At 72.5% G+C, this 25121-nt stretch carries 17 protein-coding genes and 1 pseudogene; 14 read left to right on the forward strand and 4 right to left on the reverse strand.

Annotated features, from left to right (window positions below; all coding sequences use genetic code 11):
* Positions 1-188 precede the first annotated feature (188 nt).
* The 8 genes and pseudogenes from ACIQNG_RS24035 to mutM all read left to right on the forward strand — a co-directional run bounded on the left by ACIQNG_RS24035 (position 189) and on the right by mutM (position 10174).
* Positions 189-3356, forward strand: a complete 3168-nt coding sequence (locus ACIQNG_RS24035; protein ID WP_401487658.1) for a helicase-related protein — start codon at positions 189-191, stop codon at positions 3354-3356.
* 196 nt (positions 3357-3552) lie between these two features.
* Positions 3553-4158 carry a 16S rRNA (guanine(966)-N(2))-methyltransferase RsmD gene (gene rsmD, locus ACIQNG_RS24040; RefSeq protein WP_401487660.1) on the forward strand — a complete coding sequence of 202 codons (606 nt, stop codon included), beginning with the start codon at positions 3553-3555 and terminating at the stop codon, positions 4156-4158.
* 26 nt (positions 4159-4184) lie between these two features.
* Entirely contained in the window at positions 4185-4664 is a 480-nt protein-coding gene (coaD, locus tag ACIQNG_RS24045) for a pantetheine-phosphate adenylyltransferase (protein WP_401432837.1), read from the forward strand.
* A 1330-nt stretch (positions 4665-5994) separates the two neighbouring features.
* Positions 5995-7122 (forward strand): ATP synthase F0 subunit B, encoded by a 1128-nt coding sequence (locus tag ACIQNG_RS24050; RefSeq protein ID WP_401487662.1) that lies wholly within the window; start codon positions 5995-5997, stop codon positions 7120-7122.
* Between the two features lie 179 nt (positions 7123-7301).
* Entirely contained in the window at positions 7302-7952 is a 651-nt protein-coding gene (locus tag ACIQNG_RS24055; RefSeq protein WP_401432459.1) for a YceD family protein, read from the forward strand.
* 5 nt (positions 7953-7957) lie between these two features.
* Complete coding sequence (rpmF, locus tag ACIQNG_RS24060) at positions 7958-8131, forward strand: 50S ribosomal protein L32 (RefSeq protein ID WP_003951102.1); 174 nt, start codon at positions 7958-7960, stop codon at positions 8129-8131.
* A gap of 19 nt (positions 8132-8150) precedes the next feature.
* Positions 8151-8960 (forward strand): annotated as a pseudogene (gene rnc, locus ACIQNG_RS24065) (ribonuclease III); the annotation flags it as partial.
* Positions 8961-9313: 353 nt separating this feature from the next.
* Entirely contained in the window at positions 9314-10174 is an 861-nt protein-coding gene (mutM, locus tag ACIQNG_RS24070) for a bifunctional DNA-formamidopyrimidine glycosylase/DNA-(apurinic or apyrimidinic site) lyase (protein WP_401487663.1), read from the forward strand.
* A gap of 56 nt (positions 10175-10230) precedes the next feature.
* Here the strand turns inward: mutM and ACIQNG_RS24075 are convergent, their stop codons facing one another.
* Positions 10231-11499 (reverse strand): CAP domain-containing protein, encoded by a 1269-nt coding sequence (locus tag ACIQNG_RS24075; protein ID WP_401487664.1) that lies wholly within the window; start codon positions 11497-11499, stop codon positions 10231-10233.
* Positions 11500-11723: 224 nt separating this feature from the next.
* Between ACIQNG_RS24075 and ACIQNG_RS24080 the strand changes: the two genes are divergently transcribed.
* From ACIQNG_RS24080 to ACIQNG_RS24095, 4 genes are all read left to right on the forward strand, one after another.
* Complete coding sequence (locus ACIQNG_RS24080) at positions 11724-12005, forward strand: acylphosphatase (RefSeq protein ID WP_401432467.1); 282 nt, start codon at positions 11724-11726, stop codon at positions 12003-12005.
* A 380-nt stretch (positions 12006-12385) separates the two neighbouring features.
* The gene (locus tag ACIQNG_RS24085; RefSeq protein ID WP_401432470.1) at positions 12386-12592 is read left to right on the forward strand and encodes a hypothetical protein; all 207 of its coding nucleotides are present in this window, start codon (positions 12386-12388) and stop codon (positions 12590-12592) included.
* A 227-nt stretch (positions 12593-12819) separates the two neighbouring features.
* Complete coding sequence (locus ACIQNG_RS24090) at positions 12820-16464, forward strand: AAA family ATPase (RefSeq protein WP_401487667.1); 3645 nt, start codon at positions 12820-12822, stop codon at positions 16462-16464.
* Between the two features lie 289 nt (positions 16465-16753).
* Complete coding sequence (locus tag ACIQNG_RS24095) at positions 16754-18172, forward strand: sugar porter family MFS transporter (protein ID WP_401432475.1); 1419 nt, start codon at positions 16754-16756, stop codon at positions 18170-18172.
* 41 nt (positions 18173-18213) lie between these two features.
* Here the strand turns inward: ACIQNG_RS24095 and ACIQNG_RS24100 are convergent, their stop codons facing one another.
* Together ACIQNG_RS24100 and ACIQNG_RS24105 are read right to left on the reverse strand one after the other, a co-directional pair.
* On the reverse strand, positions 18214-19185 hold the full coding sequence (locus ACIQNG_RS24100) for an LLM class flavin-dependent oxidoreductase (protein WP_401487669.1): 972 nt from the start codon (positions 19183-19185) through the stop codon (positions 18214-18216).
* A gap of 80 nt (positions 19186-19265) precedes the next feature.
* Positions 19266-20777 (reverse strand): cytosine permease, encoded by a 1512-nt coding sequence (locus tag ACIQNG_RS24105; RefSeq protein ID WP_401487671.1) that lies wholly within the window; start codon positions 20775-20777, stop codon positions 19266-19268.
* A 408-nt stretch (positions 20778-21185) separates the two neighbouring features.
* Between ACIQNG_RS24105 and ftsY the strand changes: the two genes are divergently transcribed.
* On the forward strand, positions 21186-22403 hold the full coding sequence (gene ftsY, locus ACIQNG_RS24110) for a signal recognition particle-docking protein FtsY (RefSeq protein ID WP_401432483.1): 1218 nt from the start codon (positions 21186-21188) through the stop codon (positions 22401-22403).
* 107 nt (positions 22404-22510) lie between these two features.
* Here the strand turns inward: ftsY and ACIQNG_RS24115 are convergent, their stop codons facing one another.
* Positions 22511-23200, reverse strand: a complete 690-nt coding sequence (locus ACIQNG_RS24115) for a bifunctional DNA primase/polymerase (protein WP_401432486.1) — start codon at positions 23198-23200, stop codon at positions 22511-22513.
* 445 nt (positions 23201-23645) lie between these two features.
* On the opposite strand from ACIQNG_RS24115, the gene ACIQNG_RS24120 reads away from it, so the two are divergent.
* Positions 23646-25118: a hypothetical protein gene (locus tag ACIQNG_RS24120; RefSeq protein WP_401487790.1), complete on the forward strand. Its 1473-nt coding sequence runs from the start codon at positions 23646-23648 to the stop codon at positions 25116-25118.
* The last annotated feature ends 3 nt before the right edge of the window (positions 25119-25121 follow it).

The raw sequence follows: 25121 nt of genomic DNA on the forward strand, positions 1-25121 counted from the left end.
GCGGAGAGGTACCGGGAAGTGCCGGGAAGTGCCGGGTGACGGGGCGTGCCGGGCGGTGCGGAGAAGCGTCGGAAGGGGCGGGCAGCCGACCCTGGGGAGGCCGGGGCGCGCCATCCTAGGGCCCGAACGAGCCGTCTGACCAGGGGTTTCCCGGTATGTATACGGCAATGTCAGTGGCGTGGTGTGCAATGGATCTCGTGCCCGCGTTGGAAGAACCACTGAAGAAGGTGCTCGGCCCCGCCACCGCGAAGGTGATGGCCGAGCATCTCGGCCTGCACTCGGTGGGCGACCTCCTGCACCACTATCCGCGCAGATACGAGGAGCGCGGCCAGCTCACCCACCTCGCCGACCTCCCCATGGACGAGCACGTCACCGTGGTCGCCCAGGTCGCCGACGCCCGGCTGCACACCTTCGCCTCCGCCCGGGCGCCGCGCGGCAAGGGCCAGCGTCTGGAGGTGACCATCACCGACGGCAGCGGCCGGCTCCAGCTCGTCTTCTTCGGCAACGGCGTCCACAAACCCCACAAGGACCTCCTGCCGGGCACCCGCGCGATGTTCGCGGGCAAGGTCTCCGTCTTCAACCGCCGTCTCCAACTCGCCCACCCGGCCTACGAACTGCTCTACGGCGACGCCGAGGAATCCGTCGAGACCTGGGCGGGCGCCCTCATCCCGATCTACCCGGCCACGGCCAAGCTGGAGTCCTGGAAGATCGGCAAGGCCCTCCAGACGGTCCTGCCGCACGCCCAGGAGGCCGTCGACCCGCTGCCCGACTCCCTGCGCGAGGGCCGCGGTCTGGTCTCCCTCCCGGAGGCCCTCCTCAAGATCCACCGCCCGCACACCCAGGCCGATGTCGCCGACGCCCGCGCCCGGCTGAAGTGGGACGAGGCGTTCGTCCTCCAGGTCGCCCTCGCCCGCCGCCGCCACACCGACGCCCAGCTGCCCGCCGTTCCCCGCAGGCCCGCGCCCGACGGGCTCCTCACCACCTTCGACGCCCGTCTCCCCTTCACCCTCACCGAGGGCCAGCGGAAGGTCTCCGCCGAGATCTTCACCGACCTGGCCACGGACCACCCCATGCACCGGCTCCTCCAGGGCGAGGTGGGCTCGGGCAAGGCCCAGCCGCTCGACTCCCTCGTGCTGACCCCTACCGGCTTCCACCGCATGGGCGACCTCCGGGCGGGCGACGAGGTGATCGTGCCCAACGGGGAGACCGCGACGATCGACGGAGTCTTCCCGCAGGGCGAGCGGGAGATCTGGCGTCTGGTCCTGTCCGACGGCAGCCGCGTCGAGTGCGACGACGACCACCTCTGGATCGTCGGCAGCCGCCGCGGATGGCGGCTCGGCCAGGCCCCGAAGGTCATGACCACCCGCGAGATCCGCCGGGACACCCACGCGGCGGACGGGACCCCGAAGTGGTACCTCCCCACCGCCACCCCGGTCGACCTCGGCGGGGACTCCGGGCTGCCGCTCGACCCCTACCTGATGGGGCTCCTCCTCGGCGGCGACGGCTCGGTGCGCGACCGCCTGGCCCGGCACGCGGAAGACCTTCCCGGCCCCGTGGATCCGGTGATCCGCACCCTGCGGGAGAGGGACCTGTGGGAGGTGACACCGCACGGCGGGTTCGTGCCCGAGGCGTTCAAGCACACCTCGATCAAGAACCGACTCGCCCTGCTGCAAGGGCTGATGGACACCGACGGCACCGTGGCCGCCGACGGATCCGGCGTCTCGCTCCGCCCGACCTCGCCGGCCCTCGCCGAGGACACCGCCTGGCTGGTGCGCTCCCTGGGCGGATGGGCCCGCGTGCAGCCCGAGGGGGAGGCGTTCCACGTAGCGGCGGCGCTGCCCGACGAACACCCCCCGTTCCGCCTCGCCCACCCGGCCGGGCACCCGGTGGCGCCGCCCGGGGACGGCACCTTCCGACGCGGGATCCTGGCCGTCGAGTACGTGGGCCGCAAACCCGCCCAGTGCATCAGCGTCGCCCACCCCGACCACGCCTACGTCACCGACCACTTCACGGTGACGCACAACACCATGGTCGCCCTGCGCGCCATGCTCGCCGTCGTCGACTCCGGCGGACAGGCTGCCCTGCTCGCCCCCACCGAGGTACTGGCCCAGCAGCACTACCGCTCGATCGTGGAGATGATGGGCGAGTTGGCCGAGGGCGGGATGCTCGGCGGGGCCGAACACGCCACCAAGGTGGTGCTGCTCACCGGGTCCATGGGCGCCGCGGCCCGCCGGCCCGCCCTGCTCGACCTGGCCACCGGCGAGGCGGGCGTCGTCATCGGCACCCACGCGCTGATCGAGGACAAGGTGCGCTTCCACGACCTCGGCCTGGTCGTCGTGGACGAACAGCACCGCTTCGGCGTCGAGCAGCGCGACGCCCTGCGCGGCAAGGGCAAACAGCCCCCGCATCTGCTGGTCATGACGGCCACGCCCATCCCGCGCACCGTCGCGATGACCGTCTTCGGCGACCTGGAGACCTCCGTCCTGGACCAGCTCCCGGCCGGCCGCTCGCCCATCGCCAGCCATGTCGTCCCGGCCGCCGACAAACCCCACTTCCTGTCCCGTGCCTGGGAGCGGGTGCGCGAGGAGGTGTCCAACGGCCATCAGGCGTACGTCGTCTGCCCCCGCATCGGCGACGAGGAGGACGACCCGAAGAAGAAGCCCGGCGCGGGGAAGGGCGGCGGAACGAAAAGCCGCCCCCAGGAGGACGCCCAGAAGCCACCGGAGGGCGACGCCGACAAACGCCTCCCGCTCGCGGTGCTCGATGTCGCCGACCACCTGGCGAAGGGCCCGCTCTCGGGGCTCCGCGTGGAGGTGCTGCACGGCCGGATGCAGCCCGACGACAAGGACGCGGTGATGCGCCGCTTCACCGCCGGGGAGACGGATGTCCTGGTCGCCACCACCGTCATCGAGGTCGGTGTCAACGTCCCCAACGCCACCGCCATGGTGATCATGGACGCCGACCGCTTCGGTGTCTCCCAGCTCCACCAGCTGCGCGGCCGGGTCGGCCGGGGTACGGCGCCCGGACTCTGCCTGCTGGTCACCGAGATGCCTGAGGCGAGCCCCGCCCGCCAGCGGCTCAACGCCGTGGCCGGGACCCTCGACGGCTTCGCGCTCTCCCGGATCGACCTCGAACAGCGCCGCGAGGGCGATGTCCTCGGCCAGGCCCAGTCGGGCGCCCGCTCCAGCCTGCGCGTCCTCGCCGTCATCGAGGACGAGGAGATCATCGCCGAGGCCCGCGAGGAGGCCACCCGCCTGGTCGCCTCCGACCCCGACCTCAAGACCCTCCCCGGCCTGAGAACAGCCCTGGACGCCCTGCTGGACGAGGAGCGGGAGCAGTACCTGGAGAAGGGCTGAGGAGGACCTGGACACCCACCCCAGAGGCGCGGGGATCCACGCGACCGGCCACACTGGACCTGAAGCAGCCTCCCACGGACCGAGCGGTCCCGACGGCACCTACCCACGGACCCGAGCACCCTCGACCGCACCGCACCCCGTCCGCCCCGCACCGCACCCCGTCCGCCCCGCCTCCGACCTCACCGAGGACCCCCACATGACCCGCGTGATCGCCGGCGCCGCCGGCGGACGCCGCCTGGCCGTGCCGCCGGGCACCGGCACCCGCCCCACGTCCGACCGCGCGCGCGAGGGCCTGCTCTCCACCTGGCGGTCCCTCCAGGGCGGCCCCCTGGACGGCGAACGGGTCCTGGACCTCTACGCCGGGTCCGGCGCCGTCGGCCTGGAGGCCCTGTCCCGAGGGGCGTCCCACACCCTGCTCGTGGAGGCCGACGCCCGCGCCGCCCGCACGATCCGGGAGAACGTCCGCGCTCTCGCCCTGCCCGGCGCCGAGGTCAGGACCGGCAAGGCGGAGCAGATCATCCGGTCGGCCCCGGCGGAGCCGTACGACATCGTGTTCCTCGACCCGCCCTACGTGGTCACAGATCACGATCTTCGGGAGATCCTGCTCACACTCCGTGCCGAGGGGTGGCTCGCACGGGATGCCCTCGTCACCGTTGAGCGCAGCACCAGAGGCGGGGATTTCCGGTGGCCGGACGGTTTTGAAGCCCTTCGGTCCCGTCGCTACGGCGAAGGAACCTTTTGGTACGGTCGCGCCGCTCCTATGTGCGAACGCGCCGCTTCTCAGTGCGAAGACGCACGATGACCGGACCGGAGAGCGAGGGATCACAAGTGCGCCGCGCCGTCTGTCCCGGGTCGTTCGACCCCATCACCAACGGGCACCTCGACATCATCGCCCGCGCGTCCCGTCTCTATGACGAGGTCTACGTCGCGGTGATGATCAACAAGTCGAAGAGGGGCCTGTTCGAGATCGACGAGCGGATCGACCTGATCCGCCAGGTCACCAGCGAGTACGCGAACGTACGCGTGGAGGCTTTCCACGGCCTGCTGGTCGACTTCTGCAAGCAGCGCGACATCCCGGCCATCGTGAAGGGCCTGCGCGCGGTCAGCGACTTCGACTACGAACTCCAGATGGCCCAGATGAACAACGGCCTCTCCGGCGTAGAGACCCTCTTCGTGCCGACCAACCCCACCTACTCCTTCCTCTCCTCCTCCCTGGTCAAGGAAGTGGCGACCTGGGGCGGGGACGTCTCGCACCTGGTCCCACCACTGGTCCTCGAAGCCCTCTCCGAGCGCCTGCGCAGGGACTGACCGGCCAGCTCGGCGTCGCCCGGACCCGCCCGGAACCACCCGCACCCGTCGAGCCCGCGGCGTCGAGCCCGCCCCGCCGGGCTCGCCTTGGAGCCGCCGAGGCCCGCCCTGGGTCCCGGATGGCCGGGGATCCGCCGGGGCCCGCCCGCCTGCTCGGGGTCCGCCGGGGCTGCTCCGGGTCCGCCTGGACCCGCCGGGGATCCGAGGATTCGCCGGGCCCGCCCGGAGCGCGGGCGCTGTCGTGGATCCGTCCGGGGATCCGCCTCGAACCCGCCTCGAACCCGCCTCGAACCCGCCTCGGACCTCGCCTGGATTCGCCGGGGACCCGTCCTGGATCCGCCAGGGATTCGCCCGGATTCACCAGGGTCCCCGCCCCGGACCCCCGGCCCCCCAGCCCCCGGTCCCGCCGGGGGCGTCCTGGGCCTCTCTGGGATCTACCCCGTACCTGCCGGTGGCCTGTCCGGGATCCGGCGGGTACCCGCCTCGGACTCGTCCGGGCCTGCCGGGTACCTGCCCCGGCTGCGCCTTCGGTCCCCGGAGGCCGGCGATCCGTCGGGCCCGTCCCAGACCCGTCGGGGATCCGCCCGAGGGGCGCCCCGAGCGCCGTGACTCGCCTGCTGGGTCCCCCCGGGCCCGTTTCGGGACACGTCCTGGACCTGTCCGGATCCACCGGGGGCCTGCCCCGGACCTGCCCTGGGTCCGCCTAGACCCGCCCGGCCCGCCGGGGCCTGCTCTGCGCCCGCCCCGGGCCCCGCCGGGACTCGTCCTGGATCTGTCCGCGAGCCGCCCGGACCCGCCTGGACCTGTCCAGGATCCGCCGGGATCCGCCCCTACCCCGTCCGGGACCCGCTGGGGCACGCCTCGGACCTGTCCGGGATCCGCCATGGCCCGCCTAGAACCCGTCCGGGCCCGCCGGGGACCTGCTTCGGGTTCGCCTGGACCCGCCCGGGGGCCCGCCGCGAACCCTTCCAGAATCCGTCTGGACCCGCCGGGGCCCGCCTCGGACCTGTCCGGACTTGCCGGGGGTACCACCCGGACCCGCTGGGAACCCGTCCTGGACTTGTCCGGGCTCCGCCGGGCTCTGCGCCGGACCTGCCCCCGGGCCCGCCTGGCCCCGCCCCGGCCCCGCCTGGCCCCGCCCCGGGCCGGCCAGGTGCCGGGGATCCGTCGGGGGCCGCCCCGTACTACCCCTCCGGTACCCGCCCCGGAGGGGGCACGCGCGGGCGCTCGTGTGTCGGGCAACTCCGCAACCGGTGTCCCCCGGCAGCCGCCTGGCCGTACAGTCGTTCCGTCCGTCTTCAACGCAGCAGTAGAGAGTGGCGAGCACACGGTGGACGTGCAGAAGAAGCTCGACGAGATCGTCGCCGCGGTCTCCGGTGCCCGGTCGATGCCCATGTCCGCCTCGTGCGTGGTCAACCGCGCGGAGGTGCTCTCCCTGCTGGAGGAGGTGCGCGGGGCGCTGCCGGGCTCCCTCGCCGAGGCCCGCGAGCTGATCGGCGGCCGGGAGCAGATGGTCGAGCAGGCCCGCCAGGAGGCCGAGCGGATCATCCAGGGCGCCCACGCCGAGCGCGGCTCGCTGATCTCCGACACCGAGGTCGCCCGCCGCTCCCAGGCGGAGGCCGACCGGATCCTCGCCGAAGCCCGCCAGGAGGCCGAGGAGGTCCGCGCGGAGGCCGACGACTACGTGGACTCCAAGCTCGCCAACTTCGAGGTCGTCCTCACCAAGACCCTCGGCTCCGTCGGCCGCGGCCGGGAGAAACTCCTCGGCACCGGCCCCGGCCTGGACGAACAGGGCTACCAGGACGAGGACGCCCCCGAGCGCAGCCACGACCCGGAGACCCTGCGCCGCACCGCCGACCAGTACGTCGACATCAAGCTCGGCGCCTTCGAGGCGGTCCTCGCCAAGACCCTGGAGGCCGTCGGCCGCGGCCGGCAGAAACTGCACGGCCGGATCGCCTCCGACGACCTCGGCGCCCTCGCCGACGACCTCACGACCGTCCAGCACTCCAGCGACGCCGACTACCTCGCCGGTCTCGCGGCCATCGCCGACGCCCCGGCCGGACGCCCCGCCGCCCGGACCACCCCGCCACCCGCCGAGCCGCCCGTCGCGCCCCAGCCGCCGCTCCCGCCCCCCGCGGCCGAGCCGGCCTACGCCGCGTACGCCCAGCAGCCCGACCCGTACGGCGGCTACCCGCAGCAGGGCTACGACCCCCAGCAGGATCCCTACGGCTACCAGCAGGCCGACCCCTACGCGGCGGCCTACCCGGGCTACGACCCGCAGCAGCCGGCCCAGCCCGCCTACGACCCGAACAACCACGCCCAGGCCCAGCAACAGACCCCGCAGCAGCCCCAGCAACAGCCCCCGCAGGGCTACGCGCTGGACGAGACCAGCCTCTTCGACACCAGCATGATCAGTGCCGAGCAGCTACGGGCGTACGAGCAGGGCCGCGGCCTGTGACCGCAACCGGAACCGGGGGTCCGACCCCGGGTCCGGCCCCCGAGCCGGGGGACCGGATTGGGCCATGCGGGAAAGGTCCAGTATCCTGGCTCTTCGGTCGCGTGTAAGCCCGCGATCAGCGCTGCCCGCACCACCGACGGGCGGCGTCCCCGGAACAGCTCAGCAGATCGAAAGCAGGAATGGCCCTGAACGCCCGCCTCGACCACCGCAACCCCCTCGTGTTCGACACGCACGAGCTGGGCCGGCGGCCCGGTGCGCTACAGCGCCTGACCCGTACGGTCGACGCCCCGAAGGACCTCGGTCTCAAGGGTGTCATCGGAGTGCCGGAAGGCGCCCCGGTGGAGCTCGAGCTCCGTCTGGAGTCCGTCATGGAAGGGGTGCTCGTCACGGGCACCGCCCGTGCGCGGGCCGAGGGGGAGTGCGTAAGGTGTCTGGAGCCGCTGGAGCAGGAGCTCGTCGCGGACTTCCAGGAGCTGTTCTCGTACCCTGACGCCGACGACCGGGGCCGTGTGATCGCGGAACCGGGCGACGACGCCGAGGCCGACGAGGACCGGCTTCGTCTTGAGGACGGACTGTTCGACCTTGAGACCGTGCTGCGTGATGCGGTGGTGCTCGCACTGCCGATGCAGCCGGTGTGCCAGGACGACTGCCCGGGCCTGTGCTCCGAGTGCGGGGCGCGGCTGGCGGACGACCCGGACCACCACCACGACGCCGCCGACATCCGTTGGGCGGCATTGCAGGGACTCGCCGATTCACTCGAAGCCGGCGATCAGGACAAGATGAGCGGCGACGCGCCTCGATCAGCACGCGTCGACGAGAAGCAGGAGTAGTAGCCGTGGCTGTTCCGAAGCGGAAGATGTCGCGCAGCAACACGCGCCACCGCCGGTCGCAGTGGAAGGCTGCGGTCCCCACCCTGGTTGCGTGTGAGCGCTGCCACGAGCCCAAGCAGCAGCACATCGCGTGCCCTTCGTGCGGCACCTACAACAAGCGCCAGGTTCTCGAGGTCTGAGCGGCTGGTGACAGGCACTGTGTCCACGCCAAAGAAGGCGGAAGACGCCCACCCGGACCCACAGGCCCGGAAATCGGCGGACAACACGGCCTCGTCCCACGCACTTCTGGAAGGGCGGCTCGGCTATCAGCTGGAGTCCGCCCTTCTGGTGCGCGCGCTGACCCACCGCTCCTACGCGTACGAGAACGGCGGTCTGCCGACGAACGAGCGCCTGGAGTTCCTCGGGGACTCCGTGCTCGGCCTCGTCGTCACGGACACGCTGTACCGCACCCACCCCGACCTGCCCGAGGGCCAACTGGCCAAGTTGCGGGCCGCGGTGGTCAACTCGCGTGCGCTGGCGGGAGTCGGTCGCGGTCTCGACCTGGGCGCCTTCATCCGGCTCGGCCGCGGTGAAGAGGGCACGGGCGGACGGGACAAGGCATCCATCCTCGCCGACACCCTGGAAGCGGTGATCGGCGCGGTCTATCTCGACCAGGGCCTCGACTCGGCGGCCGAGCTGGTGCACCGGCTCTTCGACCCGCTGATCGAGAAGTCCTCCAACCTCGGAGCCGGCCTGGACTGGAAGACATCCCTCCAGGAGCTGACCGCGACCGAAGGGCTCGGTGTCCCCGAGTACCTGGTCACGGAGACCGGCCCCGACCACGAGAAGACCTTCACTGCTGCCGCCCGCGTCGGAGGCGTCTCGTACGGCACCGGCACCGGCCGCAGCAAGAAGGAGGCGGAGCAGCAGGCCGCCGAGTCCGCCTGGCGGGCCATCCGGGCCGCCGCGGACGAGCGCGCCAAGGCGGCGCAGGCCGAGCACGCGGCGGCGCAGGCCGAGCAAGCGGCGGAGCGGGTGCAGCAGGCGGCGGACGCCAAGCGGGCCGTGGAGGCCGAGCAGGCTTCCGAGGCGGCGGACGCGACCGACGTGACAGGCACGACAGGCATGCCTGGCATGCCAGATGTGCCCGCCGTGTCCGGTGTGACAGAGGCGACAGATATGACGGTCGGGTCTGACCCGTCCGACGGTGCCGCCGAACCGCCCGCCTCCGGCTGAGCCGCCTCAGTTCTCCCCCGTCGGGCACCGTCCGATCCTTCCGCGACGATGTCGCACCGCCGAGCGCCCGCCCCGTCACCGGAGCGGGCGCTCGGTCCGTCAGATCCCGGGCCGGCCGGCCCGAGCCGTCCCACCGAGGGGATCCGATGCCCGAGCTGCCCGAGGTCGAGGTCGTACGACGTGGTCTGGAGCGCTGGGTCGCCCATCGCACCGTCGCCGACACCGAGGTGCGCCACCCGCGTGCCGTACGACGCCATCCGGCCGGGCCCGACGACTTCGCGCACCGCCTCAAGGGGCAGCGCCTCGGCGTCCCCGCCCGGCGCGGCAAGTATCTGTGGCTGCCGCTGGAGGACACCCACCAGGCGGTCCTCGCCCACCTCGGGATGAGCGGGCAACTGCTGGTCCAGCCGCACGCGACGCCCGACGAGAAGCATCTGCGGATCAGGGTGCGGTTCGCCGACGCCGTCGACACCGAGCTGCGCTTCGTGGACCAGCGGACCTTCGGCGGGCTCTCCCTGCACGACACCGGCCCGCACGGGCTGCCCGACGTCATCGCGCACATCGCCCGCGATCCCCTCGACCCGCTCTTCGACGACGAGGCGTTCCACCAGGCGCTGCGCCGTAAGCGCACCACCGTCAAGCGGGCCCTGCTGGACCAGTCGCTGATCAGCGGCGTCGGCAACATCTACGCGGACGAGGCCCTGTGGCGCTCCCGCCTCCACTACGAGCGCCCGACGGCCGGCTTCACCCGCCCGCGCACCACCGAACTCCTCGGCCACGTCCGGGACGTGATGAACGAGGCCCTGGCCGTCGGCGGCACCAGCTTCGACAGCCTCTACGTCAACGTCAACGGGGAGTCCGGCTACTTCGACCGCTCGCTCGACGCGTACGGCCGCGAAGGGCTGCCGTGCAGGCGGTGCGGGACACCGATGCGCCGCCGCGCGTGGATGAACCGGTCGAGCTACTACTGCCCGAACTGCCAGCGGCCCCCACGCGCCAGGCCGTAACCCCGCCACAGGACCCACGCGCCAGGCCCTGGTACCCGAAGTTCAGTACCCGAAGTTCAGTACCCGAAGTTCTGCGTCCACCACGGGCCGCCCGAGCCGAACTGGACGCCGACGCCCAGGGTGGTGAAGTCGCAGTTCAGGATGTTGGCGCGATGACCGGCGCTGTTCATCCAGGCATCCATGACGGCGGCGGCGTCGCCCTGCCCGCGGGCTATGTTCTCGCCGCCCAGGCCGCTGATCCCGGCCTTCTCGGCGCGGTCCCAGGGGGTGGCGCCGTCCGGGTCGGTGTGGTCGAAGAAGCCGCGGGCGGCCATCGACTCGCTGAAGGACTGGGCGAGGCCGGACAGCGCGCTGTTCGCGGCGACCGGGGTGCAGCCGGCCTTGGCCCGCTCCACGTTGACCAGACGCAGCACCTCGGCGGCAGCGGCGGCCTCGCGGGAGACGCCCCCCGGGGCGGAGGGCCGCGGCGGCGCCTTGGTCGCCGTACGCGAGGGCGACGGAGCGGTGCCCGGCTTCTTCGACGGGGTGGTGGACGGCGTCCGCGTCCCGGGCGCCTGCTGCCCGGGAGCCTTCGGCTCCGGCGACCTCTTCCCCGGAGGGTTCCCCGGAGTGCTGCCCGTGGTGCTCCCGGGAGGGTTCCCCGGAGTGCTTCCCGACGGTTTGCCCGGCGACTTCCCCGGGGTCTTGCCAGGTGTCTTCCCCGGAGCCCCGCCCGGGGTCGTCTCCGGCGTGGTGCCGGGCCCGGCCGAGGGGGAGCCGGGGGAGGGGGCGGGAGCCGCGGCGCGGCCGTCGTCGCGGCCGGTGGAGCCGGGGCCGCGGCCGTGGGCGCTGCCGGAGGTGCCGCCCTGGGCGCTGGGCGAGCCGGTGGGGGTCTCGGCGGCCTCGATCCGGTTGCCGGTGTCGCCGCCGAGCGTGTACTTCCCGGCGCCGGGCACCACGCCGGTGGCGACCGCGACCGCGCCGAGGGCGACCGCGGCGGAGACGCCGAGCAGCCCGGTGCGCACCGGTCGGGAGACGCGCTTCCCGGCACCGCGGTGCCCGCCCGCACCGGAGGCGCGGCCGGTGCCGGTGCCGGGCTCGGCGGCACGGGAGGGGGCGTCGTCGGTGGCGTAGAGGTACGCCTCGCTACGTGCCGTGGTCTCGGCGTACGCCTCCGGGTTGAGGTAGGGCGCGATCCCGCGGGCCGGGCGCCCGCCCTTGCCGGACCCCGACGGGCCGGGGGCGCCGGTACCCGGGCCGGAACCGGGTGGGGTGCCCGGTGCGGTGCCCTCCGTGGCGCGGCCCCCGGCGGCGCGTCCGGCGGCGGAGCGTCGGTGGCGTCCCATGTGCTGGCCTTCCCTCGTGCGTGCGGTCGACCCGTCCTTCACGCCGACTGGTCCTGCGCGTCGTCCGCCCCGGGACATCGGCTTTCCGGCCGACTCGTCCTTCGTGATCAACGCGATTCACTCGATCGAGTGATTTTCATATGAGAATCACTGGGTCGGGACGGTACCGCATGGTGCGGGGAGAGGAAGTGCCCCGAGCGACTTCGCCCGGTTAGGTTGCCCCCATGAACGAGAGTGTGCGGCTGGTCGTCTGGGTGCGGGGACAGGTCCAAGGTGTGGGTTTCCGCTGGTTCACCCGGGCCAAGGCGCTGGAGATCGGGAGCCTGAGTGGTTTTGCTCTCAATTTGGGGGACGGCCGGGTGCAGGTGGTCGCCGAAGGGCCGCGCCCGGGGTGCGAAGGGCTGCTCGACTGGCTGCGGGCCGGCGACACGCCCGGCCGCGTGGACGGGGTGACAGAGATCTGGGACACACCGCGCGGTGGCTACGACGGCTTCGCGATCCGCTGATCACGCCGGACCCCGCGGACCCGCACGACCTCCCCGGGGCGCCCCGGGAACGGCCGCCGGGGGAGGAAATGCCTGGTGATTGCCGAGAAGCCCTTGCCGTGACCGGCTCCGCGCGCAAAGATGATCGCCACGCCCTGAGCGCCTGATGGAGTCGCGACGCCGCCGTTCCCGGCCGCGTGCCCCCGGGTCGCCCGCCAATACGGGGCGTGATCGTGTTGACCGTCAAACTTTTTGGTGAGACGCTGAAAGCCCCGCGCACCTCAGCTGTTTGGCATGGCAGAACGGCACAGCACGCAGGAGAAAGTGCCAAGCACCGCGGGTGCGATTCCCTCACGACCCACACCGATTCGGTCGGTCACTCAGTGTGGAGGACCATTCCAATGGCAAAGGCGCTTCTCGGTTACGTCGGCGGCTCCGACCCTCGACTCCTCGCCGAGATGCGACGGCTCCAGCAGCGTGTGCAGGACCTGGAATCCGAGCTCGTACGGATCCAGGCGGAGAACGACACGCTGGCCGCTGCCGCTTCTCACCACGACAGGATCATGGAGAGCATCGACGCACACCAGGCGGAGCCTGCGCTCACCTGATCGCTGCATCGCACCACAACACGACACACGCAGTGGTTGGCTGGGCTGCCCGTATCACCGCTACAACCGCTCAGTTGTCCAGAAGTCGCAAGGGACGCTTCGGCGTCCCTTCTTTCTTTCCCCCGCGCATCCTTTCAGTCTCTTAACGTCTGGTGTGCCCTGCGCGTTCAATGGCGAAACCGTGGGTTCGTGGAGTGAGACAACCCCGGAAGGTAGAGTCCAGCGGCGTGCACCTCAAGGCCCTGACCCTCCGCGGCTTCAAGTCGTTCGCCTCGGCGACCACGCTCCGGTTCGAGCCGGGCATCACCTGCGTCGTCGGACCGAACGGCTCGGGCAAGTCCAATGTCGTGGACGCCCTGAGCTGGGTCATGGGGGAGCAGGGCGCCAAGTCCCTGCGCGGCGGCAAGATGGAGGACGTCATCTTCGCCGGCACCACCGGCCGCCCGCCGCTCGGCCGGGCCGAGGTGTCGCTGACCATCGACAATTCCGACGGCGCCCTCCCCATCGAATACGCCGAGGTCACCATCACGCGGATCATGTTCCGCAACGGCGGCAGCGAATATCAGATCAACGGTGACACCTGCCGGCTCCTGGACATCCAGGAACTCCTCTCCGACTCCGGTATCGGCCGCGAAATGCATGTCATCGTCGGCCAGGGTCAGCTCGACTCCGTCCTCCACGCCGACCCGATGGGCCGCCGCGCCTTCATCGAGGAGGCGGCCGGAGTCCTCAAGCACCGCAAACGCAAAGAGAAGGCGCTGCGCAAGCTCGACGCGATGCAGGCCAACCTGGCGCGTGTGCAGGACCTCACCGACGAACTGCGCCGCCAGCTCAAGCCCCTCGGCCGGCAGGCCGCCGTCGCCCGCCGCGCCGCCGTCATCCAGGCCGACCTGCGCGACGCCCGGCTCCGGCTGCTCGCCCACGATCTGGTGACCCTGCGCGAGGCGCTCAGGGCCGAGGTCGCCGACGAGGCCGCCCTCAAGGACCGCAAGGACGCCGCCGAGCAGGAGCTGAAGAAGGCCCTCCAGCGCGAGGCCCACCTGGAGGACGAGGTCCGCCGCCTCACCCCGCGCCTCCAGCGCGCCCAGCAGACCTGGTACGAACTCTCCCAGCTCGCCGAACGGGTCCGCGGCACCGTCTCCCTCGCCGAGGCCCGCGTCAAGAGCGCCACCTCCGCCCCGCCCGAGGAGCGGCGCGGCCGGGACCCCGAGGACATGGAGCGCGAGGCCGCCCGGGTCCGCGAGCAGGAGGCCGAACTGGAGGCCGCCCTCGAAGCGGCCCAGCGCGCCCTGGACGACACCGTCACCCACCGCGCCGAACTGGAGCGCGAGCTGACGGCGGAGGAACGGCGCCTCAAGGACGCCGCCCGCGCCATCGCCGACCGCCGCGAGGGCCTCGCCCGGCTCGGCGGCCAGGTCAACGCGGCCCGCTCCCGCGCCGCTTCCGCCCAGGCCGAGATCGACCGCCTCGCCGCCGCCCGCGACGAGGCGCGGGAACGCGCGGTCACCGCGCAGGAGGAGTACGAGGCGCTCCAGGCCGAGGTCGACGGCCTCGACGCGGGCGACGCCGAACTCGCCGAGGCCCACGCCACCGCGAAGGAGCGGCTCGCCGCGACCGAGGCCGCCCTGACCGCCGCCCGCGAGGCCCTCACCGGCGCCGAACGCAGCCGCGCCGCCACCCGGGCCCGCCGGGACGCCCTCGCCCTCGGCCTGCGCCGCAAGGACGGTACCGGCACTCTGCTGGAGGCCCGCGACCGCCTCACCGGCATCCTCGGCCCCGCGGCGGAACTCCTCACCGTCACCCCGGGCTACGAGATCCCCCTGGCCGCCGCCTTCGGCACCGCCGCCGACGCCATCGCCGTGGCGACCCCGTCCTCGGCCGCCGACGCCATCCGCCTCCTCCGCAAACAGGACGGAGGCCGCGCCGCCCTGCTCCTGTCCGGAGCACCGACCCCCACCCACCCCAGCCCCGACGACACCGCACCCGAACCCCACCCGGAACCACACCCGGGACCCCACCCCACCCCTCACCCCACTCCCCGCTCCACCCCTCACCCCACCTCACCCCCCGAACCGACACCCGCCGCCGCGCTGGTCCGAGCCCCCTCCGACCTCATGCCCGCCGTCCACCGCCTCCTGCACGGCATCGTCGTGGTCGACACCCTCGAAGACGCCGAGGCCCTCGTCTACCGCCGCCCCGACCTCACCGCCGTCACCGCCGAAGGCGACCTCCTCGGCGCCCACTTCGCCCACGGCGGCTCCGCCGGCGCCCCCAGCCTGCTGGAGGTCCAGGCGTCCGTGGACGAGGCCACCGCCGAACTCGCCGAGCTGGCCGTCCGCTGCGAGGAACTCACCGACGCCCAGACCACCGCCACCGAAGGACGCGCACAGGCCGCCCGCCTGGTCGAGGAACTGGGCGAGCGGCGCCGGGCCGCCGACCGGGAGAAGTCGTCCGTGGCCCAGCAGCTCGGCCGGCTCGCCGGCCAGGCCCGGGGCGCGGCGGGCGAGGCCGAACGCAGCACGGCCGCCGCCGCCCGCGCCCAGGACGCCCTCGACAAGGCCCTCCAGGAGGTCGAGGAACTCGCCGAACGCCTCGCCGTCGCCGAGGAGATGCCGTTCGAGGAGGAGCCCGACACCTCCGCCCGCGACCGCCTCGCCGCCGACGGCGCCAACGCCCGGCAGACCGAGATGGAGGCCCGCCTCCAGGTCCGTACGCACGAGGAACGGGTGAAGGGGCTGGCCGGACGCGCCGACTCGCTCGACCGCGCCGCCCGCGCCGAACGCGAGGCCCGCGCCCGGGCCGAACAGCGCCGCGCCCGGCTGCGCCACGAGGCCCGGGTCGCCGACGCCGTGGCCTCCGGCGCCCGCCAGCTGCTCGCCCACGTCGAGGTCTCCCTCGCCCGCGCGGAGCAGGAGCGGGCCGCCGCCGAGGCCGCCAAGGCCCTCCGCGAGCAGGAGCTGACCGCCGCCCGGGGCGAGGGCCGGGACCTCAAGGCCGAGCTGGACAAGCTGACCGACTCGGTGCACCGGGGCGAGGTGCTCGGCGCCGAGAAGCGGCTGCGGATCGAGCAACTGGAGACCAAGGCGCTGGAGGAACTGGGCGTCGAGCCGGCCGGCCTCGCCGAGGAGTACGGCCCCCACCAGCTCGTACCGCCCTCCCCGCCCGCCGAGGGCGAGGTGCTCCCCGAGGACCCCGAGCATCCCCGCAACCGGCCCAGGCCCTTCGTCCGGGGCGACCAGGAGAAGCGGCTCAAGGCGGCCGAGCGCGCCTACCAGCAGCTCGGCAAGGTGAACCCGCTCGCCCTGGAGGAGTTCGCCGCACTGGAGGAACGCCATAAGTTCCTCAGCGAGCAGCTCGAAGACCTCAAGAAGACACGCGCCGACCTCCTCCAGGTGGTCAAGGAGGTGGACGAACGGGTCGAGCAGGTCTTCACCGAGGCGTACCGGGACACGGCCCGCCAGTTCGAGGGTGTCTTCAGCCGGCTCTTCCCCGGCGGCGAGGGCCGGCTGGTCCTGACCGATCCCGACAACATGCTCACCACCGGCATCGACGTCGAGGCCCGCCCGCCCGGCAAGAAGGTCAAGCGGCTCTCCCTGCTGTCCGGCGGCGAACGCTCACTGACCGCGGTCGCGATGCTCGTGTCGATCTTCAAGGCCCGGCCCAGCCCGTTCTACGTCATGGACGAGGTCGAGGCCGCTCTCGACGACACCAACCTCCAGCGCCTCATCCGGATCATGCAGGAGTTGCAGGAAGCCTCCCAGCTGATCGTCATCACCCACCAGAAGCGGACCATGGAGGTCGCCGACGCGCTGTACGGCGTCTCCATGCAGGGCGACGGCGTCTCGAAGGTCATCAGCCAGCGACTGCGCTAGACACCCGCCGTCTTCCCGGCTTCCGGGACCCGCCGTCTTCCCGGCTTCCGGGACCCGCCGCTTTTCCCGCTTCCGGGACCCGCCGTCTTCCCGCTTCCGGGACCCGCCGCCTTCCCGCTTCCGGGACCCGCCGCCTTCCCGCTTCCGGGCCCCGATCCGGACCGCTCACGGCCTCGCCGCCATGAAACCGGCGACCGAGGGTACCCGGACGCCTTCAGGTGGTGAGCGGCGTGGACCTGTGCGCCACTGGAACCACCACTGGCACCACCGGGCCGCCGAGGAGTGATACGTGACCAGCGAAGCGAAGGCATCGCAGCCAGGAGCCGGATCGGCTCACCCCGATCACCTCGGGCATGTCATCTTCATCACCGCGGCGGCGGCGATGGGCGGCTTCCTCTTCGGCTACGACAGCTCCGTGATCAACGGAGCCGTGGAGGCGATCCGGGACCGGTACAACATCGGCTCCGCGGCCCTGGCGCAGGTCATCGCGATCGCCCTGATCGGCTGTGCGATCGGCGCCGCGACCGCCGGCCGGATCGCCGACCGCATCGGCCGTATCCGCTGTATGCAGATCGCCTCCGTGCTCTTCACCATCAGCGCCATCGGGTCCGCGCTGCCCTTCGCCCTGTACGACCTCGCGTTCTGGCGGATCGTGGGCGGCTTCGCCATCGGCATGGCCTCGGTGATCGGCCCCGCCTACATCGCCGAGGTCTCCCCGCCCGCCTACCGCGGCCGGCTCGGCTCCTTCCAGCAGGCCGCCATCGTCGTAGGCATCGCGGTCTCCCAGCTCGTCAACTGGGGGCTGCTCAACGCCGCCGGCGGCGACCAGCGCGGCAAGCTGCTCGGGCTGGAGGTGTGGCAGGTGATGCTCGGTGTGATGGTGATCCCGGCCGTCCTGTACGGCATGCTCTCCTTCACCATCCCCGAGTCCCCGCGCTATCTGCTCTCGGTCGGCAAACGCGCCCGCGCCCGCCAGGTCCTCGCCGAGGTGGAGGGCGAACACGCCGACCTCGACGCCCGGGTCGCGGAGATCGAGACGGCGATGCGACGCGAGCACAAGTCCACCTTCAAGGACCTGCTCGGCGGCTCCTTCCTCTTCCAGCGGATCGTCTGGATCGGCATCGGCCTGTCGGTGTTCCAGCAGTTCGTCGGCATCAACGTGGCCTTCTACTACTCCGCGACGCTGTGGCAGTCGGTCGGGGTCGACCCGACGGAGTCCTTCCTCTACTCCTTCACCACGTCGATCGTGAACATCATCGGCACCGTGATCGCCATGATCTTCGTCGACCGCATCGGCCGTAAACCGCTCGCGCTCATCGGCTCGGTCGGCATGGTCATCGGCCTCTCCCTGGAGGCGTGGGCGTTCTCCTACCCCCTGGTCGACGGCAAGCTCCCCGCCACCCAGGGCTGGATCGCCCTGGTCGCCGCCCACTTCTTCGTGCTCTTCTTCGCCCTGTCCTGGGGTGTCGTCGTCTGGGTCTTCCTCGGCGAGATGTTCCCCAACAAGCTCCGCGCCGCCGCGCTGGGCGTGGCCGCCTCCGCCCAGTGGCTCGCCAACTGGGCCATCACCGCGAGCTTCCCGTCCCTGGCCGACTGGAACCTCTCCGCGACGTACATCATCTACGCCTGCTTCGCCCTGCTCTCCATCCCGTTCGTCCTGCTCTTCGTGAAGGAGACGAAGGGCAAGGCGCTGGAGGAGATGGGCTGAGCCACCCCCCGGCCGGGTCCGGGCCGGGCCGGGCCCCCGGATCAGGTCCGCAACCGCGGCAGCACCCCCTCGCAGAACAGCCGCAGTCCCCGCCAGCCCTCCTCCACCGGCATCCCGCCCACGAGCGGGTGCAGCACCAGGCTGTCGAGCCCCTGCGCCACGCACTCGTCCGGCGTCACGATCCGGTACACCCCCTCGGCGCGCAGTTCCCCGACCGTCCCGGCCGTCGACCGCACCGCCGAGCGCACCCCGTCCGACTGCCAGGCGGCGTACGTCCGGGCCTCGTGGAGGAAGTGCTCGCCATAGCGCGCCCACGCCTCGTCCGGGTCCTCGGCCACGTGCAGGAGCGGGGTCTCGGCGCCCGGCATCAGCGTCCAGCCCTCGGTGCCGTACTCGGCCAGCCGCTCCTTGTAGTACGCCTCCAGCCCGGGCAGGTGCGCGCTCGGGAAGAACGGCAGTCCGAGGCGGGCGGCCCGGCGCGCGGCGGCCCGGGACGAGCCGCCGACCAGCAGCGGCGGATGCGGCTCGGTGAACGGACGCGGGGTGACCCGGACCGTACGCCCCCGGTACGTGAACTCCTCCCCGGTCCACGCCTTCAGCAGCGTCTCCAGCACCTCGTCCTGGAGCCGTCCGCGCCGCGCCCACGCCACCCCGAACTGCGCGTACTCCTCGGGCCGGTACCCGAGCCCGGCGACCGTCACCAGCCGTCCGCCGCTGACCAGGTCGAGGACGGCGATGTCCTCGGCGAGCCGCAGCGGGTCGTGCAGCGGGCCGATGGCCGCCGAGACGGTGACCGAGATCCGCCGGGTCGCTCCGAGCACCGCGCCCGCGAAGGTGAACGGCGAGGGCAGCCAGTTGTTGACGGCCCCGTGGTGCTCCTCGGTCTGGACTGTCGTCACGCCGTGGGTGTCGGCGTACGCGGCCATCTCCAGGGCCGCCCGGTAGCGGGCACCGAGTTCGGCGGGGCCCGCGCCGGGCGCGACGAGGTTGAACCGTACGACCGTGACGGGCATGGGAATCCCCCTGCGCCTGGGAAGGGCTCTCCGGTGAGCTGTGGCGGGCTCTGGCGAGGGCGACGTTAGCTGACGGACCGTCAGTTCGCCAGAGCCGTGGCCTCCTCGGACCCGGCCCGCCGCTCCTGTACCGGCGGCTTCGGCAGCAGCGCGTAGAGCAGCCCCGAGACCACGATGGTGGCGGTCCAGCCGAGCCCGTACTCGCCGACCGGGTTGCCGTCGGCGAACGGGCCGCTGAACCAGTCGGACCGGGTGAACAGCAGGCCGGTCACCAGCCCCAGCGCCCACGCGGCGACCGCCGCCGGACCGAAGCCGCCCCGGTACCAGTACGCGCTGGTCCGGCCGGTGTCGAGCAGCGCCTCGGCGTCGTAGGACCGGCGGCGCAGCATGTCCACGCCGAACACACCGACCCAGGCCGAGAAGGCCACCGCCAGCAGGGACAGGAAGGCGATGAAGGAGCCCATGAAGCTGGTCGCCGCCAGCATCAGCACCCCGCCGAGGACCAGCGAGATCACCGCGTTCACCGAGACCGCCCAGTGCCGCGGGACCCGGAAGCCGAGGGTCTGGGCGGTGAAGCCGGCCGAGTACATCGACATGGAGTTGATGAGCAGCATCCCGACCAGCGCGATCAGCAGATACGGCACCGCCAGCCACAGCGGCAGGATCTCCCCGAGGAACGACACCGGGTCCGCCGCCGACGCCAGATCCGGCGTCCCCGACGCCATCACGGCGCCCATCAGGACCATGGGGAGGACGACGACCCCCGCGCCGCCGATCGAGTTGCGCACGACCGCCGACGACGACGCCGTACGCGGCAGATAGCGGGTGAAGTCGGGGGAGGAGGGCACCCAGCTGATGCCGCCCGCCGCGATCAGGCCCACGCCCGTGATCATCGCGGCCGTGGACCCCGCGCCCTGTCCGAAGACCGTGTTCCAGTCCGTCTCGGCGACCAGATAGCCGAGCACCAGCACGGAGAAGGCGCCGAAGAAATACGTCGCCCACTTGTTGCAGACCCGTACGGCGTTGATGCCCAGGCCGGAGATGGCGAAGGTCGCGATCACGAAGGCCAGCAGCGTGACCACCACCAGCGCGGTGCTGCGCCGCACCCCGAAGAGGATGTCCAGCACCGTGAGCAGCGCGTACGCGCCGGTCACCGCGTTGATCGTCTCCCAGCCCCAGCGCGCCACCCAGATCAGCGAGCCCGGCAGCAGATTCCCGCGCTGCCCGAACACCGCCCGCGACAGCGTCATCCCGGGCGCCCCGCCGCGCTTGCCGGCGATCCCGATCAGCCCGACCAGGCCGTACGACACGATCGGCGCCGCGATGCCGACCACCAGGGCCTGCCAGAAGTTGAGGCCGTAGGTCACCGAGAGGCTCGCGCCCATGGTGAGCAGCAGCACGCTGATGTTGGCGGCGACCCAGGTGGGAAACAGATCGCGGGGGCGGCCGGTGCGCTCGGCGTCGGGGATCGGCTCGATGCCCCGGGTTTCGAGGCCATGACCGGCGGAGGGGTCGGGCGAGGGGGAGTGGGGGGTCTCGACGGACGCGAGGAGCGAGTGGGGGGCGCCATCGGGTGGGGCGGTGGTGCTCATGGGCAGCCATCGTACGTTAGTCCGACTATCGCCTGAAATGGGCCTAAGGTCATCGACGCACCGGGCCCCTGGGCCCCCTGGGTCTCCTGGGTCCCCTGGGTCTCCTGGGTCTCCTGGGCCCCCTGGGTCTCCTGGGCCCCCTCGGCCCCCCCGGGTCCCCTCGGCCCCCCCCCGGTCCCCTCGGCCCCCCCGGTCCCCTCGGCCCCCCTCGGCCCCCCCCGGGCCCCTCGGGCCCCTCGGCCCCCCCCGGCCCCCCCCGGCCGCCTCAGCCCCTCGGCTCCGTCGCCGGATCCCCGTCGCCGCGCCCCGTCGGATCCGGCCGGTGTCCGGCCGATCCCGGCACGACAGCCGTCGGCGGCCCGTCCGAAGGGGGCCGGGCGGGGGCCCATGGCTGATACTGGACGCGTTATGGAAACCGTCATCCTTGCTGTAGTCATCGCCGTGGTCGTCCTCGGTGCGCTCGGCGGGCTCGTCGTCGGCAGCCGGCGCAAGAAGTCGCTGCCCCCGCCGCCGCCCACCACGCCCGACCTCACCGCCCCTCCGGCCGAGCCGCACGTCGGCGACGAGGCCGAGACACCGCGGGACGAGGCCCGCCGCACGATCGAGGAGGTGGATCTCCCCGACGGATCGGCCGGGCCGGCCCCGACCACCGTCGAGGAACCGCCCGTCGAAGAGCTTCCGGCCGTCGAGATCGAGGTACCGGAACCCACCGCGGGCCGTCTGGTGCGGCTGCGCGCCCGGCTCTCCCGCTCCCAGAACGCGCTCGGCAAGGGCCTGCTCGCCCTGCTCTCGCGCGAGCACCTCGACGACGAGACCTGGGAGGAGATCGAGGACACCCTGCTCACCGCCGACGTCGGTGTGCAGCCCACCCAGGAACTGGTCGACCGGCTGCGCGAGCGGGTGAAGGTGCTCGGCACCCGCACCCCCGTGGAACTGCGCGCCCTGCTGCGCGAGGAACTGCTGACGCTGGTCGGCGCCGATCTGGACCGCACGGTGCAGACCGAGCCGGCGGGCGGCGGACCGGGTGTCGTGATGGTCGTGGGTGTCAACGGCACCGGCAAGACCACCACCACCGGCAAGCTCGCCCGGGTCCTGGTCGCCGACGGCCGGACCGTCGTGCTGGGCGCCGCCGACACCTTCCGCGCCGCCGCCGCCGATCAGCTCCAGACCTGGGGTGAGCGGGTCGGCGCCTACACGGTGCGCGGGCCGGAGGGCGGCGACCCCGCCTCCGTTGCCTTCGACGCGGTGAAGGAGGGCAAGGAGATGGGCTCCGACGTCGTCCTCATCGACACCGCGGGCCGGCTGCACACCAAGACCGGTCTGATGGACGAGCTGGGCAAGGTCAAGCGGGTCGTGGAGAAGCAAGCGCCGCTGGACGAGGTGCTGCTGGTGCTCGACGCCACCACCGGACAGAACGGGCTGGTGCAGGCCCGGGTCTTCGCCGAGGTCGTGAACATCACCGGCATCGTCCTGACCAAGCTGGACGGCACCGCCAAGGGCGGCATCGTCATCGCCGTCCAGCGCGAGCTGGACGTCCCGGTGAAGCTGGTCGGTCTGGGCGAGGGCCCGGACGATCTGGCCCCGTTCGAGCCGGAGGCGTTCGTGGACGCCCTCATCGGGGACTGAGCCCGCCCACCGGCCCTGCCGTACGCGGAAGCGCCCGCCCCCGGATCCTGGGGGACGGGCGCTTCCGCGTACGGGGACGGGGGCCGTCGGTGTGCCGGTGCCGTCGGCTACCGCCGGGAGCGGTGCGTCACATAGGCCAGCGTCCCCAGCAGCAGCCGGGCCTGCGGCGGCCGGGTAGCCGTGTCCAGTTCGGGGGCGCGCAGCCACTGGACCGGGCCGAGCCCCCCGCGGTCGGAGGGCGGGGCGGTGACATACGTACCGTGGCCGAGGGCGCGCAGGTCGAGGGCGGGGTCGTCCCAGCCCATGCGGTACAGCAGCGCGGGCAGTTCGGCGGCGGCGCCCGGGGCGACGAAGAAGTGGGCGCGGCCCTCGGGGGTGACGGCGACCGGGCCGAGCGGCAGGCCCATCCGCTCCAGCCGGACCAGCGCCCGGCGCCCCGCGTCCTCCGCCACCTCCAGGATGTCGAACGCCCGTCCGGCCGGCAGCATCACCGCGGCGCCGGGGAAGCGCCCCCACGCCGAGGTCACCTGGTCCAGGGTGGCGCCGGCGGGCACCTCGGGCGCGAGGGGCAGCGGATGCGCGCCCGGCGCGGGGCAGTCCGCCCGGCCGCAGGAACACGCGCCCCCGGCGGCCCGCGCGCCCGGCACCACGGCCCAGCCCCACAGCCCGGTGTACTCGGCGACGGCGGTGCAGTCGGACGCCCGGCCGCGGCGGCGCGACCCGCCGCGGAGGTCGCGCATCCCCCTGCCGGAGCGGAGGTCGCGGATGCCTCTGCCGGTGCCGATCGTGAAGCCCATGCCCCCTCCAACGGTGCCCACACACGGGTGGTTACGAGACGAACGCGGAACGTGACCGCTCAAGGTTCCGCTTCCCGCTGTGGTCCGATCCAGACAGCGGGTTGAGGTGCGGGAGGTGGTGCGCGGGAAAGCGCACGCCCCTGAGTGCATCGCTCCACCGATTCGCGCCTGCGTATGTCAAGTGAATCGTGTGGAGGGGAAGGTGAGTTCATTCGAAGGGGTGGCGAATGGTGGCGTTTCCAGGATCGCCATGGCGGGCGAGTGATCGTAGGATTACTTTGAGTGCACGGTCATCGGTGGCACATGCGTGCGTGGGTATGCCGGAGGCAAGCCGCTTCCCCGTTCGAAGGGTGACAAGTACCGGACGGGCAGCCGTGTTGACGGGCATTCTGATAGGGCTTGTCGCAGAAGGTGGCAGGCGTTCGGAGGGATGGGGGCGTTCCAAGTGGGCGGCAACGGCGCAGGCGGGACGAACGCCGAGAAGCGTCCCAACGAACTGCTCGGCTCGTGGTTCGTGCGCAGCGGCTGGTCCAAGGGCGAGCTGGCGCGGCAGGTCAACCGCCGGGCCCGGCAGCTCGGGGCCAACCACATCTCCACCGACACCTCGCGCGTGCGCCGCTGGCTGGACGGCGAGAACCCCCGCGAGCCCATCCCGAGGATCCTGTCCGAGCTGTTCTCCGAGCGCTTCGGCTGTGTCGTCTCCATCGAGGACCTCGGACTGCGCACCGCCCGCCAGGCCCCGTCCGTCGCCGGGGTCGACCTGCCCTGGACGGCCCCGCAGACCATCGCCTCGCTCGGCGAGTTCTCCCGCAGCGATCTGATGCTCGCCCGGCGCGGCTTCCTCGGCACCTCGCTCGCGCTGTCCGCCGGACCCACCCTCATCGAGCCCATGCAGCGCTGGCTGGTCCCCTCGCCCGCCGCCCCGAAGCCCCCCGAGCCGGCCGCCGCCGACCGCACCCGCAACAGACTCTCCCAGCCCGAACTGGAGTTACTGGAGTCCACCACGGTGATGTTCCGCCGCTGGGACGCCCAGTGCGGCGGCGGACTGCGCCGCAAGGCCGTCGTCGGCCAGCTCCACGAGGTCACCGACCTGCTCCAGGAACCCCAGCCGGAGGCCACCACCAAACGCCTCTTCAAGGTCGCCGCCGAACTCGCCGAACTGGCCGGCTGGATGAGCTACGACGTCGGTCTCCAGCCCACCGCCCAGAAGTACTTCGTCCTCGCGCTGCACGCCGCGAAGGAGGCCGGCGACCGCCCCCTCGGCTCGTACGTCCTCTCCAGCATGAGCCGCCAGATGATCCACCTCGGACGGCCCGACGACGCCCTGGAACTGATCCACCTCGCCCAGTACGGCAGCCGCGACTGCGCGGGCCCGCGCACCCAGGCCATGCTGTATGCGATGGAGGCCCGCGCCTACGCCAACATGGGCCAGCCCGGCAAGTGCAAGCGCGCGGTGCGGATGGCCGAGGACACCTTCGGCGACGCCGCCGAGGCGAGCGAGCCCGAGCCCGACTGGATCCGCTTCTTCTCCGAGGCGGAGCTGTACGGCGAGAACTCCCACTCGTACCGCGACCTCGCCTATGTCGCCGGCCGCAGCCCCGCCTACGCCTCCCTCGCCGAACCCCTGATGCGCCGCGCCGTCGACCTCTTCGCCGACGACGACGAGCACCAGCGGTCGTACGCGCTGAACCTCATCGGCATGGCCAGCGTCCATCTGCTGCGCCGCCAGCCCGAGCAGAGCGCGGTCTACGCCGAGCAGGCCATGCAGGTCGCCAAGAAGGTGCGCTCCGAGCGCGTCAACACCAGGATCCGCAAGACCGTCGACACCGCCGCCCGTGACTTCGGTGATCTCGCCGAGGTCGTCGACCTCACCGGCAAGCTCGCCGTCGAGCTGCCCGAGGCCGCCGAAGCCGTCTGACCC

The organism is Streptomyces sp. NPDC091377 (genome assembly GCF_044757045.1).
Lineage (GTDB): Bacteria > Actinomycetota > Actinomycetes > Streptomycetales > Streptomycetaceae > Streptomyces.